This is a genomic window from Flavobacterium sp., assembly GCF_025352425.1.
In the GTDB taxonomy this organism is placed as follows: Bacteria; Bacteroidota; Bacteroidia; order Flavobacteriales; family Flavobacteriaceae; genus Flavobacterium.
This window is the reverse complement of record NZ_JANXTI010000088.1, coordinates 19496-36309: the sequence shown is the minus strand read 5'-3', so window position 1 is coordinate 36309 and position 16814 is coordinate 19496. Positions and strand designations below refer to the sequence as shown.

The window sequence follows — 16814 nt, the reverse complement described above, 5'->3', positions numbered from 1 at the left end:
AAATGTATGTGGATTATGCTGGAAAAACACTCTCCATTATTGATAAAGACACGGGTGAAATCAAAGACATCCAATTTTTTGTTGCCATATTAGGGGCTAGTCAATACACTTATGCAGAGGCTTCTATGAGCCAACAAAAGGAAGATTTTGTTACATCTGTAGAGAATGCAATGCGTTTTTTTGAAGGTACTCCTGCGGCAATTGTTCCAGATAATTTAAAATCTGCGGTAATAAAAAGTAGTCGTTTTGAGCCTACTATCAACGAAACCCTTGCGGATTTAGCAGAACATTACCAAACCACCATACTGCCGACCAGAGCCTATAAACCAAGAGATAAGTCATTAGTCGAAGGTGCTGTAAAGATATTATACAGAAGGATTTATGTGAATCTAAAAGAGACTAAATTTTTTAGTCTGGAGGAATTAAACCAACAAATATGGGATTTACTCGACTCCCATAACAATAGAAAACTCACAGGGCGACCCTACTCTCGTTTTGAGTTGTTTTTAGAAGATGAAAAAGAAAAACTTCGTCCGCTGCCTCAAGAACGCTTTGAAATTAAATACCAATCCTTTGCAAGTGTGATGCAAAATGGACACGTTCAATTAAGCCAAGACAAAAACTACTACAGTGTTCCGTATCAATATGTGAAGAAGAAAGCCAAACTATTGTATACAAAATCAACCGTTGAAATATACTATAAATATAATCGAATAGCCATTCATCCAAGGAATTACAAACCCTACGTCTATACTACAACCCCAGAGCATTTAGCAAGTACCCATCAATTTGTAGCAGAGTGGAGTGCCTCTCGGTTTATTGATTGGGCAAGCAACATCGATGCTTCAGTGGGAGACTATATTATCCAAATAATTGAAAGTAGAAATCACCCAGAACAAGCCTATAAAAGTTGTTTAGGGATACTAACCTTTGAAAAAAAAGTAGGTAGGGAACGATTAATAAATGCTTGCAAGAGAGCACTCGATTTTAAAATTTACAGCTTTAAAACCATACAGAACATTTTAGAAAACAATTTGGACAGTGTTGATTTTGAACAAGAGCAAGAGCAAGAACTCCCGAGTCACGGTAACATAAGGGGGAAACACTATTTTAACTAATCTAAATTTAATAAACATGAATGAATCCACAGTAACAAAAATGAAACAAATGAAGCTTTATGGTATGCATAATGCTTTTAAAACCGCTATTGAAAGCGGAAAAACAGACCATTACACACTCGATCAGTTTGTATCGATGATTATTGATTCAGAATGGGACGAGAGACACAATAGGCGTATTGAACGCGGTATCAAAAACGCTCGATTCCACTACAAATCAAACATTGAAAGCATCAATTTTGACCAGTCCCGTAATCTGGAGCGAAACCAAGTTCTGCGTCTTGCAGAATGTGAATTTGTAGAAAAAAACGAAAACATTTTAATCACCGGAAGCACTGGCGTAGGCAAAAGTTACTTAGGTACCGCATTGGGTTATCAAGCCTGTATACAAGGATTTAAAGTAAGTTATTTTAATACTTCGAAGTTGTTTGCTAAATTAAAAATGGCAAAAGCAGATGGTTCTTATTTGCGAGAACTTGCCAAAATAGAACGACAAGATGTTATCATACTCGACGATTTTGGGCTTCAAGCATTGGATAGTCATAACAGAATTACACTTTTAGAAATCATTGAAGACCGACATAATAACGGTTCAATTATCGTTACCTCACAAATCCCAGTACAAGGATGGTACGATATAATTGGAGAGAAAACCATAGCTGACGCAATTTTGGACAGGCTAATACATCAATCTCACAGAATCGAATTATTAGGAGAGTCTATGAGAAAGAAAAGAGGGATAAACAAGGGGTAATATTTTAACTATATTTGAGTACTAATTAACAAATGAAAAAAAGTAGTTTTAAATGAAAAATGGAGGTGGTCATTTTGCTCCGGAATTAGGTGGTCATTTTGAATTGGAATCAGGTGGTCACTTTAAATTGGAATTGGGTGGTCAATATGACTGGAATTTGCAGTTTATAATTCCAACAGTATCACCAGTATATTTTGTCTTAAGACAAGGTTTATAAGTTATTTTCATATATTGCTATTATATTATAATTCAATCAAATACAAATATAGAGTAAAACAAGTGTAAAACAATATGTTTTGACATTCAATTTTAGTAATTATTAAATACTTGATTATCAATAATATAATTATTAATATTTTGATATGTGTAGAACTGGAGGTACCACAAACAAACCCATCACTGAAAAGTTGATGGGTTTTTTATTATTTTTACAAAATGCATATTGTTTATATATTATATTCTGAAAACGTCAAAAAATATTATGTTGGTGAAACGGACAATATAGAATTGAGATTGTCAAAACATAACAATCATTTTTATCAAGATTCTTTCACCAAGATATCAGCGGATTGGGAAGTTGTTTTATCGTTTAATTGCGTTTCAAGAGAACAGGCAAATTAGATTGGAAAAATTTATAAAGAAGATGAAAAGTAAAGTTTTTATTCAAATGGCCATTACAAACCCATCAATTTTGAAAGATATTATTTCAAAAAATGGTTTTTAATCCATGTGTCCCTGGTTCCCCTGAAGCTTCGGGGCTGGAGGTACCACAAACAAACCCATCACAGAAAAGTTGATGGGTTTTTTGTTATTTTTATTTGAGCTGTTTTATACCGGGTTTGAGCCATAAAAATGATTATTTCCTTATTTCCATTGGGCTGAAGACCACTTTGTAACTGCACCTGCTCACTTTGTTATTATAATTCCTCACATTATTAATTTCCATTATTTACAATGGTTTAAGAATGCAAAATTGTATTTAATACAAAAAAGTGCTGTTAATTGTATTTTTTTCACTAAAATTGACAGTTTTTAAACGAAAACCAAACTCATCAATATCAATCTAAAACAATAAATATGAGCAAAACTGCTGTACAAACAGGGCATCCAAAAGGATTGTACTTCTTATTTTTCACCGAAATGTGGGAAAGATTTAGTTACTATGGAATGAGAGCAATCTTTATCCTCTTTATGACTAAAATATTATTAATGAAAGATGCAGATGCGTCTCAAATTTATGGAAGCTACACAGGATTAGTTTATTTAACGCCACTTTTGGGAGGGTATCTTTGTGATAAATTCCTTGGAAACAGAAGAAGTATCATTATTGGTGGAGTTATGATGGCGCTAGGTCAATTTTGCATGTTTTTAAGTGCATCAGCTGGTGCTCATGGTGGGGTTTCTATTATGTGGTTGGGATTAACCGTAATTATTATTGGTAATGGCTTCTTTAAACCGAATATTTCAACGATGGTTGGTCAACTTTATCCAGCCAATGATAGAAGAATAGATAGTGCTTTTACCATTTTCTATATGGGAATTAACCTTGGAGCTTTCTTTTCACCATTAGTATGTGGTTCAATGGATTTCAAATGGGGATTCTTGGCAGCTTGTATAGGTATGTTGATTGGACTAGCAGTCTTTATACTATATCAAAAAAAATATTTAATTTCTGAAGAAGGAAAAGAAATAGGGCTTCCGGTGAAAAAACTAGATGTGAAAAGTATCGCTACAATTATCGGTTCAATAGCTATTATTTTCTTCATGTTGAATTTTAAACAAATGTTTAACAGTGATGTTGATATTATCAGCTACTTTATTTATGGTGCAATGATTTTAATGCCAATCTTGATTCTAACGGATAAGAGTTTAAAATCATTTGAATTAAAAAGAATCGTTGTAATCCTAATTTTGGTGTTTTTCGTTATCTTTTTTTGGGGCGCATTTGAACAAGCTGGAGCCTCATTAACCTTATTTGCAGATAGACAAACCGAGAGAACACTTTTTGGCTGGGAAATGCCGGCTTCTTATTTCCAGTCTGTAAATCCATTAGCGGTAATTGCATTAGCACCAATATTTACAATAATTTGGGGCTTTTTATACATTAGAAAATTAGAGCCTTCATCGCCAAAGAAAATGGCAATAGGTCTTGCTTTGGTCGCATTAGGATATGTTGTTATTGCTATTGCAGTAAAGGGATTAGGTATTGAGGATAAAGTTTCAATGTGGTGGCTGATTGCTTTATATGTTATTCATACTATGGGAGAGTTATGTTTATCACCAATAGGTTTGTCAATGGTTTCAAAATTAGCACCTCTTCGCTTATCATCACTTTTGATGGGGACTTGGTTCTTAGGAAACGCTGCAGCCAATAAATTTGCCGGTACATTGAGTGCCCTGATTCCACCAACTGCTGGCGCTGAAGCTACTACCGAACCAACTGTTTATCCATCAATTGTTGGTTTTCAAATTACTAATTTATATGAATTCTTCATGGTGTTCATTATTATGACTGGTACGGCTTCATTAATTTTGTTTGTGTTAAGTTCATGGTTACAAAAAATGATGGACACTGACCATGTTGAAGGAGTTGATTTATCTGTCGAAAATAGATAATTACATATTATAAAATATTTTTATATCTTTCAAACCTCCAAGGCTCCTTGGAGGTTTTTTAATTTAAATTTTTATGGAAAAAGAAATCACTTTAGAACAGATCCAAAACTTCGAAGGAAAATATCCAAAACAATTATGGTATTTATTTACCGTAGAAATGTGGGAGCGCTTTTGCTTCTATGGAATGCGTGGCGTTTTAACTATTTTTATGGCAGATAAGTTGCTTGGATTGGCATTGTCTGATAAAGATGCGAATCTTAAATATGGGGCCATTCAGGCATTTGTATATGCCTTTACTTTTTTGGGTGGAATCTTCGCAGACAAAATATTGGGTTTTAAAAAATCGTTGCTTTTTGGAGGTGTTGTAATGATAGTTGGAAATTTGATGATTGCCTTTTCTCCGCAGCATTTTTTTTATCTGGGAATAACATTATCTATTATCGGAACAGGATTTTTTAAACCAAATATTTCTTCTATGGTAGGAGAACTTTATAAAGAAGGTGACCCAAGAAGAGATGCTGGTTTTGGATTATTTTATTCCGGAATTAATATTGGGGCATTATTGGGCGGAGCTGTTTGTGTTTACTTAGGTACAAGTAAAGATTATGGATGGAGCTATGCCTTTTTATCTGCGGCTATTGTTATGTTTATTGGGTTAGTAACATTTGTGTTTACCAAAAAGTCATTAGGCCCTATTGGTGATTCTCCTCTTTTACATATTGCTAAAACAAAAAGAACGGCTAAGGAAATTGTGGTTTACATAGGAGCTTTACTGAGTATACCGCTTATTTTTATCATGATTAAAAACACCGATTATACAGATTATTTTATGTATACCATCGGACCTTTGGCAATTCTTTATTTTCTTTATGAAACCTATATTGAGAAAGACGCCAAAGCGCAACGAAAACTAATCGCTGCTTTTGTATTCATATTGTTTTCAGTTATATTCTGGGCCTTCTTTGAACAAAGTGGAGGCTCATTGGCATTATTTGCTAAAGATAATTTACATCACGACCTGTTAGGTTTTGAATCTAATCCGAACATTATAAATAACACAGCTAATTCTTTATTTGTTATCATTTTCAGTCCAATTCTCGGATTGGTTTGGTTGGCTATGGCAAAAAAGAAAGTAGAGCCTAATACAGTTATCAAATTTGGATTAGGATTTTTATTTTTAGCATTGGCGTTTTATGTGTTTTATTACACAAAATTTTATGCAGATATAAAAGGACTGACTTCATTAAACATATTTACGCTTGCTTACTTTGTTATCACTTTTGGAGAGTTGTGTTTGTCTCCAATCGGGTTATCAATTATGACTAAATTATCTCCAAAAAGATTGTCCGGGATGATGATGGGAATGTGGTTTTTGGCAAGTGCTTATGGTCAGTATGCGGCTGGTTTATTAGGAGCGGGAATGTCGTCACCAGATGAAAATGCTTCACTAACTACAAAATTAGAAGGGTATACTCACGGATATTATCAACTTGCCATTTATGCACTAATTGCAGGAATTGTTTTAATTGCAATCTCTCCATTCGTTAAAAAATTAATGCAGGAAGTAAAATAATTTTATGAGTCAAAATTCAACAGATCAGTTTTTTAAAAGCACCGTTTTAGGCCATCCTTCCGGCTTGTTTGTTTTGTTCTTTACCGAAATGTGGGAACGGTTTTCATTTTATGGAATGCGTTCCTTGTTAATACTTTTTTTAACATCATCATTAACAGATGGAGGTTGGACCTGGACAAGGGAAAATGCTTCTGCCTTATTTGGATCGTATGTTGGACTGGTTTATTTATCAACAATGCTTGGTGGATACTTTGCTGATAAGGTTATTGGTTTCCGCTGGGCGGTTATGGTTGGCGCATTTTTAATGACTCTGGGTCATGCCGCGATGGCAGTTGAAACGCATTTTTCAATTTATTTAGGGTTGTTATTACTGGTTTTTGGCAATGGATTTTTCAAGCCAAACATGGTATCCATAATCTCTGAAATGTATAAAGACAGACAAGAGAAAAAAGATGGTGCGTATACGTTATTCTATATGGGCGTTAACGCCGGAGCCTTTTTCGGAATATTATTATGTGGTTATTTAGGCGAAAAAGTAGGCTGGGGCTATGGTTTTGGCTTGGCGGGAATTTTTATGTTTTTTGGAATGATTCAATTCTGGTTATCTCAAAGTATTTTTGGTGACATCGGATTAAAACCTAATAAGGAGAGTAAAGCCAAAAAGGAAACTCTGGATGATGACAAAAGAAATCCGTTTACAAGCTGGCAGTTAATAGTCATTGCCATTTCCGTTATGTTGGGACTGCTCTGGATAATAAATGCACCTATTTCAAAAATATCCGAAGGGAAAATAGATGTATTCGGCTTTTTGGGAAGTAACGGAAACGCGACCGCTATTTTGACTGCTTTAGTGTTGTTTATTATTTTACTAATTTACCGCCTTACGCAATATTCTAAAATCACCCGTGAAAAATTAATGGCAGTTACCTTTTTTGCCTTTCTGGCTATTTTCTTTTGGGCGATATTTGAACAATCGCCAAACAGTTTAACCATTTTCGCAAAGGATTATACAGATAGGGTTTTAGAAGGGAACTGGAGTACTATTTATCTGGTTGCTAATTCTCTGATGACTGTTTTGCCTTTAGCAATTATTACGTGGTTAATGCTCAAGATGTTTAGGCAAACGTTCAAAACCTATGCTGTCGCGAATGTCATTTTAAGCTTAAGTTTTGTTATTATTTGGAGCATTGCAATTTGGATGCTGGTCAAAGATTATTACACTGCAGGAGTTTTAACACTTTCTGACAGCACACTTGATTTATTAAAAATTGATAAAGTCACTACGCCACTTACAGAAGTGCCCGCTACTTGGTTTTCAACTTTAAATTCACTGTTTATTATTACATTGGCGCCCTTATTTTCTAAATTATGGGAAAGTAAATACAATCCAAGAGCGACTGTAAAATACGGAATGGGAATGTTGTTTTTGGGAGTAGGTATGGCTTGCATAGCAGTTGGAGCAAGCGGAATTGAACCCGGAGCTAAAACCGCATCCGTAAGTATGATTTGGCTAATTTTAGTTTACCTTTTTCACACTATGGGTGAATTGTGCATTTCCCCTGTTGGTTTGTCGTATGTCAGTAAGTTGGTGCCTGCCCGAATGATTGCCTTTATGTTTGGCGTATGGTATTTGGCAGTTGCAATTGGAATGAAAGGCGCAGGAATTTTTGGTGAAAACATAGACAAGATTGCAGACGAACATGGATTAAGTTATTTCTTTTGGCTTTTGACAATAATTTCTGTCACAATGGCTCTATTATCGATATTAATGTCGCCAATTATTAAAAAATTGATGCATGGTGTCAGGTAATTGGGATTTATTTGGCATTCTTTTTGTTATATTTGAAAAAAAAATTTAATACAATGAAAAAAATAGCACTTACTTTATTTCTAGTCTTGGGTTCGTTAACAATACAGGCGCAAGAGGCGACATGGCAAACCGATATGAACGAGGCAATTAAGATTTCTAAAAAAACTAAAAAACCATTGTTTTTATTTTTCACTGGAAGCGATTGGTGCGGATGGTGTATGCGTTTGCAAAAGGAAGTTTTTAAAACTCCTGAATTTGAAAAATGGGCTAAAAAGAATGTAGTACTTGTTGAATTGGATTACCCAAGAAAAACTCCACAAATACCGGCAATTCAAAAACAAAACGCAGAATTACAACAAACTTTTGCGGTTCAGGGATATCCAACAGTTTGGTTTGTAAACGCAAGTAAAAAAGACGGAAAAATCAATCTTGAAAAATTAGGCAGCACAGGTTATCTTGCAGGTGGACCAACTACTTGGTTAACAGCTGCAGATCAAATCCTGGCAACTAATAAGTCAACAAAAGCAAAGTATACAACTAATTAACAAAATTAAATCTTATAGAATCCCTTTTCATTAGTATTATGAAAAGGGATTTTTTCTTTTCTACACGTTGCTTCCCATAATCGAATGTAACTTTTAAAGTTTGAGCCATCAACAACAATTTCTTTGGGTTTATAGGTTTTGAGTAAGCGTTGCATATTTAGTTTTGGTGATTGAGTGATTAGCAAAATATCAGGTTGAATTTCTTTTGTGTAAACACACGAACTGTTGATGATTAGCATTTTTTGATGTTTGAAATACAGTAAGTTTTGCAGTGGTTTTTTTGCTTTGGCTTCACAAAAATTTCCAACTAAATACGATTGAATGAGTAAATTAGTATCCAGATTTTTTCGAATGCTGTCGTTACTATAAACGGTTACCACATTTCCGACCCTCTCGGTGATGATTGTATTTTTCCTGCAATTATAAATGATTAACTCTTCACGGTTTTGGGTTTGGTTTTTTTGGACAATAAAAATTAGCTGCATTAGCAGAATACTTGTAAAAGTTAATGATAGTCGTCTAAAAGTTGGCCTTTTAATCCAAAGAACAATTAGAATGATTACCAAATAAGAACTCCATAACATAACTGTGGAAAACGAAATGTTCTTGAAAACAAAGGTATCAAAAGACGCAACGAAATGAATTACGGCATTGAGAAAGCCCATCAGAAAGCCTATTGATTTTGCAATAAAAACAGGAACAGTGTGAAATGTGGCAATTAGAACAGCAATAACGCCTACTGCCATAATTATTCCTAGTAAAGGCAGAATAATTAGATTGGTCACAAAAAACAGACCGGGAAATTGATGAAAATAATAAATGCTTAAAGGCATGGCGCCGATTTGTGCAGCAAACGAAACAGTAATGATATCCCAAAAGTATTTTATAATCTTATTTTTTGGTTGCCAAATCTTAGATAAAATAGGCTGTAACCAAAGGATAAAAAACAAAGCAAGATAACTCAGTTGAAATCCGACGTCAAACAAAAAAGAGGGCTTAAACAACAAAATAAGTAGCATTGAAACTAATAGCGTATGATAAATATTAACTGTTCTTCTTAAATGAATTCCGATGGCAAGAAAAGAAAACATGGTTACTGAACGAATGACTGATGGTGATAAACCCGTGAGAATTGCAAATGACCAAAGTGACAAAACAATGATTAGTAATTTGAACAATGATCCTTTTTTGGAATTATTAATCGGTTTTAGCAAAAATGTAATAAACATCAATATAAAACCAATATGCAAACCTGAAACCGACAGAACATGAACTGCTCCGGCATATTGATAATCCTTCAAAATTTCGGGGGAAATATCTTGTTGTTGACCCAGAATTAATGCATTTAACACATTTAGTTCCTCCTTTCCAATGGCAGAATGTTCCAAATTAGAAATAATAGTTTCCCTGAAGTTTGAAAAACATGCCCACAAGCCTGGCTCGTAATGCCCAATTTTAATTTGATTCGGTTTGGTATACATCTGAGCATATATCTCTTGGTTTTCAAGATATTTTCCATAATCAAACATGTTTGGATTGGATGGGTTTTTATTTGTAAAAATGGTTCCGGTTACATTTAGTTGGGCGCCAATTTTCAGATTCTTTGGAGTATCTTCTTTGGCAATGTTGAGAATAACTTTTCCAAAACTTATTTTAGTATCAATCACCCTTACTAAACTTACATACCGATTATTTTTTTTTGTATTTTTTAATTTTTCTATCAATAACAAATCCAGATTATGAACTTTATCATATTCAGTAATTTGCTTGGTATAATGAAATGCATTTGAGTTCTCTTTATTAATCAGTGCTGTTGAAATTCCGAAAAGAAATGAAACTATAAAAACAAAAAATCCAAAAAAGATTTTAAAACACTTTTTCCGAATGTAATAGGAAGAAATAAAAAGCGCCGCAAGTCCGAATACTAAACAAGAAAACACAAAAATAGCATTTGAATTTACTATTCGATACAAAAGTAATCCGGATAAAAACCCAATAAAAATTTTAGATAAAGGAAATTGTAAGATTTTCATGTATTAAAAATACATAAAAATCATTTATTGAAGGAAAATTATTGTATAATTCTGTTGATTTGTTTAAAAGTCCTATCGTAATAAGATTCTTTTAAAGAAGAAATTATAACACCGCCATTAGTTGAAGAATGAATAAATTTAATGACGCCGTCGTTTACTTCAACAATCATTCCTACGTGGTTTATTCTACTTTGACCTCTATTTATAAAGAAAATCAAATCTCCTTTTTTAGCTTGATTTTGTTCAACAACTGTACCTGTGTATGCCATTTCATATGATGAACGCGGAAGTGTAATATCAAATTTTTTGAAAGTAGAATACATTAGACCCGAACAGTCAAAGCCTGCAGCAGTTGTTCCGCCCGCCCGATAACTAGTACCTAAATTTTCCGAAGCAACATTAATCAATTGAACCGCCAGATAACTGTCCGTATTGTTTTCAATAAAAATATCGGTTGCATTTTTATCGTTGAGTATAGGATTTTTTTTCTTTGGATCGGTATTAAATCCCTTTGTCGAAGTACCTGAAGTAGTAACTTTTTTTAAAATAACATCAGTCATTGTATCGGAGGCAAAAGTACTGCCAGAGCATACAATTGAAAGAAGCGCTACTTTAAATATGTTTTTCATTCACTAAGGTTGGTTCGCAAATATAGCATTTTTTGCACTTAAACCAAACTTTTAATCACTTTAACGATTATTTTGGCGGTTTTTTCACTTGCGCCAACGCCGCCGAGCTTCAATTCCAAGTCGTCATATTTTTTTAACAGTGCATTTCTGTGTTTTTCATCCAATAATTTAGAAAGCTCTCGTTTTAAATTTTCTGTGTTGAATTTATTCTGAATAAGTTCCGTCACCACTTCTTCATCCATAATCAAATTTACTAACGAAATGTACTTTAGGGTAATCACCCTTTTTGCAATTTGGTACGAAGCCCAACTTCCTTTATAACAAACAACTTCGGGCACTTTGAATAGCGCCGTTTCTAAAGTCGCCGTTCCGGAAGTTACCAAGGCTGCCGTTGCAATACTTAGTAAATCATATGTCTTATTCGAAATAAATTTCACGTTTTCAGTAGTCAAAAATGGCGTGTAAAAATGATATTCCTGACTTGGTGCACCGGCAATTACAAATTGATATTCCGGGAAATCAGTGACTATACTCAACATTACGCTTAACATTTTCGAAATTTCCTGTTTTCGACTTCCCGGCAGGATGGCAATGATTGGTTTTTCGTCCAGATTATTTTCTTTACGAAAAGAAACTTCATCGGTTTTCGTTCTATTGTGAATTGCATCAATTAGCGGATGACCAACGAACTCCACAGGAAAATGATGCTTTACTTCAAAAAAGTCTTTCTCAAATGGAAGAATGACGAACAGTTTGTCAAAATCTCTTTTTACCGCTTTAATACGATTTTCTTTCCATGCCCAAATTTGTGGCGCAATATAATAGTGTGTTTTTATTCCTTTTAACTTTGCCCATTTAGCAATGCGCATATTGAAACCCGGATAATCGATAAAAATAATTACATCGGGATTAAATTTTTCGATGTCAGTTTTACAGATTTTAATATTATTCAAAATGGTTTTCAGGTTCATCACCACTTCCGCAAAGCCCATAAATGCCAGTTCACGATAATGTTTCACTAAAGTTCCGCCAACAGCCTGCATCAAATCGCCACCCCAAAATCGGATATCAGCAGAAGCATCTTCTTTGTAAAGTGCTTTCATCAAATTAGAACCATGTAAATCGCCCGAAGCTTCGCCTGCAATGATATAATATTTCATAGTCTTATAAATTCCAGGTATTCAATTGGGCAATAGCATGATGCGCCGTTAAATCAAACTGCACGGGAACTATGGAAACATATCCATTTGAAAGTGCCCATTCATCAGTATCTTCACCTTTGTCTTGGTTTACGAATTCTCCCGACAACCAATAATAGTCCTTGCCAAAAGGCGTTTGTCGTTTGTCAAATTTCTCCATCCAAATAGCTTTTGCCTGTCGGCAAATTTTAATTCCTTTAATTTCCTCAAATTTTAGTTTAGGAAAATTAACATTTAAAACAGTTCCGTCTGATAGTTTTTTTTCTAAAACTTCTAAAGCGATTTTTTTGATAAAAGGTTTTATTTGCTCAAAATCAGCGTTCCAGTCATAATCCAATAAGGAAAAACCAATAGCAGGAATTCCTTCAATTGCGGCTTCTACAGCGGCACTCATCGTTCCAGAATATATTACATTGATGGAAGAATTTGATCCGTGATTAATTCCCGAAACACATAAATCGGGTTTCTTTTTCAAAATTTCGTTTACTGCCAACTTAACACAATCTACTGGTGTACCTGAACAACTATATTCTGTGATTGCTGCGTTTTTAGTTGAAATTTTATCTAAATACAGTGTGTTATTAATAGTAATCGCGTGACCCATTGCGCTTTGTGGACTATCAGGTGCCACAACAATCACTTCGCCTATTTCAGCCATAATCGAAATCAGAGCACGAATTCCCGGAGCATTTATGCCATCATCATTGGTTACTAAAATTGTTGGTTTTATATTCATAATTTTTAATTTATGTAACGAGTACAATTTGTACGACTTATCGGCAGACAAAATTAAACTATTTTTAAGATTTAGATGTTTACATTTTCATAACTTTGGCCTGCTCAATATCGCAAATCGCTAAAATAATGACTTTTAACAAAAATTTATCGGAGCAAGAAATACTTCACCTAGTTTTTTGTTTACTTTAGACCAAAATTTAATGATTAAACTAATTCAATATATGAAAAGGAATTATAAAACACTCCTGGTAATTACCGCTTTATCAGTGGGTTTATGGAGCTTTATGCCCAAAGAAAAATCTTCTGATCCTGAGAAGGATAAAATGCTGATAGAACTATTGACGTTTGTTATAGAGAAGGGGCATTATAATCCAGCTGCTGTGGACGATACCTTTTCAAAAGGTGTCTACAAAGATTATCTGAATGCTTTAGACCCATCAAAACGATTTTTTTTACAATCGGATATGGATGAGTTTGCCAAATATGAAACTCAAATTGATGACCAAATCAAAAACAAGGATTTGACTTTTTTTGATGTGACTTATAGCCGGCTAATGCAACGAATGGAAGAAAGTAAAGCTTACTATAAATTAGCTCTTGAAAAACCATTTGATTATAAGAAAATCGAATCTATAAATACAGATTACGAGAAATTGCCATTTTCGAAAAATGTTCAGGAATTGAAAGAAAGATGGCGTCAGCAAGTGAAATTATCTACGCTGTCATCGTTGGTTGAGAAACAAAAACTAGAAGAAGATTTAGCAAAGGATAAAGGCAAAACTTTGGAAGAAAAATTGAAAGATTTTAGAGCAAATCAAGGCGATAAACTTACACCTGAATCAGAAAAGAAATTTATTGCAGAAGTTGAGAAAAGAAAAAATCAAGCCCCAAAAACCTATGAGCAGTTAGAAAAAGAGACAAGAGAAAGTACGCTGAACTCTTTGAATGACAACTTCAATTTTATAAAAGATTTGGATAGAGAAGATTGGTTTTCTATTTATGTAAACGCTATTGCTTCACGGTTTGATCCACACACTTCTTACTTTGCGCCAAATGAAAAAGAAAAATTTGATGTTAGTATGAGTGGAAAACTAGAAGGAATTGGTGCGCGCCTTCAAAAGAAAAATGATTTTACCGAAATTACTGAATTGATTTCCGGAGGTCCGGCCTGGCGAGGGAAAGAACTTGAAGCAGGAGACATAGTTCTGAAGGTTGCTCAGGCAGATGGCGAACCTATTGACGTTGTGGGTATGCGATTAGATGATGTTGTTAAAAAAATAAAAGGACCAAAAGGTACAGAGGTTCGTTTGACAGTTAAGAAAACAGATGGATCCATTAAAGTGATTACCATTATTCGTGACGAGGTTGAAATTGAAGAGACCTATGTGAAGTCAAGTGTCGTAGAAAAAGATGGCTTTAGATACGGAATCATTTATTTGCCAAAATTCTATATTGATTTTGAAGACCAAAACAGTCGCGATGCCGGAAAGGATGTTGCGATAGAAGTAGAACGTTTGAAAAAAGAAGGAGTTCAGGGAATTGTGATGGATGTGAGGGATAATGGAGGTGGCTCTTTAAAAACTGTTGTAGATATTGCCGGATTGTTTATTGAGCAGGGACCAATTGTTCAGATTAAATCTGCTGCAGGAAAAAAGGAAGTGCTTTATGACAGAGATGCGAAAGTGCAATGGGATGGCCCGTTGGTAGTTATGATTAATGAGTTTTCGGCATCGGCTTCAGAGATTTTAGCAGCGGCAATTCAGGATTATAAACGTGGTGTAATCATTGGAAGCAAACAATCTTATGGAAAAGGAACCGTTCAGAATGTAATAGATTTAAATCAGTTCGTTCGTGGAAGTACTTATGGAGATTTAGGTGCGTTAAAAACCACTACCCAAAAATTCTACAGAATTAACGGTGGCTCTACGCAGTTAGAAGGAGTGAAGAGTGATATTGCTATTCCGGACAGATATGCTTATCTGAAAATGGGAGAAAAGGATATTGACAATGCCATGCCATGGGATAAAATTGATGCAGCTGATTATAAAGTTTGGGATAAGCAAAATAATTTTGATTTAGCTATTACAAAAAGTAGAGAACGAATGAGTAACAATGCTCAACTGAACCTGATTGACGATAATGCGAAATGGTTGGATGAAAGAAATAAAGAAAACATGTATAGCTTAAACATCGATAAATTCAAGGCAGAACAAAAAGCATTAGATGAAAAAAACAAAAAATACAAACCAATTGTTGACTATAAAAATGCATTCGAATTTAAGTCGCTACCTTATGAAGTTGAAGAAATGAGTAGAGATACAGTACTGAAAGAGAAACGCGACAGATGGCACGAAAGTTTGACTAAAGACATTTATATTGAAGAAGCGATTCATATTTTAAACGATTTGCAATCAGAAAATAATAAAGGTTTGACTCAAAAAGTTAAAAAGGAGAAAGTAGTAAAATCTTAATTATAAAATAATCAATAAAAAAAGCGTCCCGATTTAATTGGGACGCTTTTATTATTATTTATTGGAAACTACCATTCATTTACTTTATTTGCATCCATTTTTAGGAAGATAAAAAGCAAAATAGTAAAACCCCAAAGCCCTGAACCACCATAGGAAAAGAATGGTAACGGAACACCAATGGTTGGAAAAATACCTGCAACCATGGCGATATTCACAAAAAAATGAATAAACAACACGGCGGCGACACAATAGCCATAGACTCGACTAAACTTGGTTTTTTGCCGTTCGGCTAAATAAATAATCCGCATTATTAAACAAAGGAACAGGGCAATTACAAAAAGACATCCTAAAAATCCCCATTCTTCGCCAACCGTTGTAAAAATATAGTCAGTGTGTTGTTCCGGCACAAAACCACCTTTAGTTTGTGTTCCTTCAAGATATCCTTTGCCAAACCAGCCACCTGATCCAATTGCAATCTCAGATTGATTAGTATTGTATCCAATGCCTTTCATGTCAACTTCCTTACCTAAGAGAATATTAAATCGGTCTCTGTGGTGTTGTTTAAAAACATTTTCAAAAACATAGTCAACCGAAAAAACAAAGCCGCCAATCATCACAAATATTAAGGTACTCAAAATCCAGTTCCGGTTTATGATTCGACTTCTATAATATAGAAAAAAAATGACGACCAAAGCAATGCCTGTTAATACCATTGGTTTTATAATTAAGGCCAAAACAAACAAAACCAAGGCTATAAAACCCGTCCAAACGTACCATGAAGGTAATCCTTCTCTATATAAAACCAATATGAAAACACTATAAATTAATGCACTTCCGGGATCATGAGGAACAATTAATAATATTGGTAAAAAAAGAATTCCCAACACTTGTATTTGCCTGTTTAGGTCTTTTAAATTGACTTGAACATCGCTTAAATATTTGGCTAAAGCCAAAGCGGTTGCGGCTTTCACAAACTCTGATGGTTGCAAACCAAAGGAACCAAAAGAGTACCAATTGGCCTGGCCTTTTATTGTTTTTCCAAAAACAAATAAACCGGCTAACGACAATAATCCAATAATATAAATTACACTGGAAAATTTTTCATAAAACTTACCTTCAACAGATAGCGTTATAAAGATCAGAGGAATCGTAAGGATGATAAACATAAATTGTTTACCGTAAATTTGGGTGAAATCAAAAATCGAAGTTTCCTGCTCTATTGAAGACAAAGAAGACGAATATATATTCAGCCATCCCAAAATCACTAAAAGGAAATAGATGGCAATGCTTACCCAGTCCAGGTTATTGGTCACACTTTGATTTTTCAT

Annotated in this window: 14 protein-coding genes; 9 read left to right on the top strand and 5 right to left on the bottom strand. The window is 34.3% G+C overall.

The genetic code is table 11. The features are described 5' to 3' along the window. The 8 genes from istA to Q0Q99_RS11105 form a co-directional block, all read left to right on the top strand. The coding region (gene istA, locus Q0Q99_RS11135) for an IS21 family transposase (RefSeq protein WP_293895789.1) at positions 1–1118 on the top strand (1118 nt) is incomplete at its 5' end. A gap of 16 nt (positions 1119–1134) precedes the next feature. Then, positions 1135–1872 (top strand): IS21-like element helper ATPase IstB, encoded by a 738-nt coding sequence (gene istB, locus Q0Q99_RS11130; RefSeq protein WP_293895786.1) that lies wholly within the window; start codon positions 1135–1137, stop codon positions 1870–1872. A 52-nt stretch (positions 1873–1924) separates the two neighbouring features. After that, a complete protein-coding gene (locus Q0Q99_RS11125; protein WP_293895783.1) occupies positions 1925–2089 on the top strand; it encodes a hypothetical protein in 165 nt (54 codons plus the stop codon). A 218-nt stretch (positions 2090–2307) separates the two neighbouring features. Then, complete coding sequence (locus Q0Q99_RS12915) at positions 2308–2493, top strand: GIY-YIG nuclease family protein (protein WP_367175038.1); 186 nt, start codon at positions 2308–2310, stop codon at positions 2491–2493. Between the two features lie 456 nt (positions 2494–2949). Further along, positions 2950–4488, top strand: coding sequence for a peptide MFS transporter (locus Q0Q99_RS11120; RefSeq protein ID WP_293895780.1), 1539 nt, complete (start codon positions 2950–2952; stop codon positions 4486–4488). A 73-nt stretch (positions 4489–4561) separates the two neighbouring features. Further along, entirely contained in the window at positions 4562–6061 is a 1500-nt protein-coding gene (locus Q0Q99_RS11115; protein WP_293895777.1) for a peptide MFS transporter, read from the top strand. A gap of 4 nt (positions 6062–6065) precedes the next feature. Further along, positions 6066–7871 (top strand): peptide MFS transporter, encoded by a 1806-nt coding sequence (locus Q0Q99_RS11110; protein WP_293895774.1) that lies wholly within the window; start codon positions 6066–6068, stop codon positions 7869–7871. Positions 7872–7924: 53 nt separating this feature from the next. Continuing rightward, positions 7925–8416, top strand: coding sequence for a thioredoxin family protein (locus Q0Q99_RS11105; protein WP_293895771.1), 492 nt, complete (start codon positions 7925–7927; stop codon positions 8414–8416). 5 nt (positions 8417–8421) lie between these two features. Here Q0Q99_RS11105 and Q0Q99_RS11100 read toward each other — a convergent pair whose 3' ends face one another. Genes Q0Q99_RS11100 through surE form a run of 4 tightly spaced genes read right to left on the bottom strand, consistent with a single transcriptional unit; the run spans position 8422 to position 13016 of the window. After that, positions 8422–10449, bottom strand: coding sequence for a ComEC/Rec2 family competence protein (locus Q0Q99_RS11100; RefSeq protein ID WP_293895768.1), 2028 nt, complete (start codon positions 10447–10449; stop codon positions 8422–8424). A 38-nt stretch (positions 10450–10487) separates the two neighbouring features. Then, positions 10488–11078, bottom strand: coding sequence for a C40 family peptidase (locus Q0Q99_RS11095; protein ID WP_293895765.1), 591 nt, complete (start codon positions 11076–11078; stop codon positions 10488–10490). 38 nt (positions 11079–11116) lie between these two features. After that, on the bottom strand, positions 11117–12238 hold the full coding sequence (gene lpxB, locus Q0Q99_RS11090; RefSeq protein WP_293895762.1) for a lipid-A-disaccharide synthase: 1122 nt from the start codon (positions 12236–12238) through the stop codon (positions 11117–11119). 4 nt (positions 12239–12242) lie between these two features. Continuing rightward, complete coding sequence (surE, locus tag Q0Q99_RS11085; protein WP_293895792.1) at positions 12243–13016, bottom strand: 5'/3'-nucleotidase SurE; 774 nt, start codon at positions 13014–13016, stop codon at positions 12243–12245. Between the two features lie 199 nt (positions 13017–13215). Between surE and Q0Q99_RS11080 the strand changes: the two genes are divergently transcribed. After that, a complete protein-coding gene (locus Q0Q99_RS11080) occupies positions 13216–15486 on the top strand; it encodes a carboxy terminal-processing peptidase (protein ID WP_293895759.1) in 2271 nt (756 codons plus the stop codon). Between the two features lie 68 nt (positions 15487–15554). Here the strand turns inward: Q0Q99_RS11080 and rodA are convergent, their stop codons facing one another. Then, on the bottom strand, positions 15555–16814 hold the full coding sequence (rodA, locus tag Q0Q99_RS11075; RefSeq protein WP_293895756.1) for a rod shape-determining protein RodA: 1260 nt from the start codon (positions 16812–16814) through the stop codon (positions 15555–15557).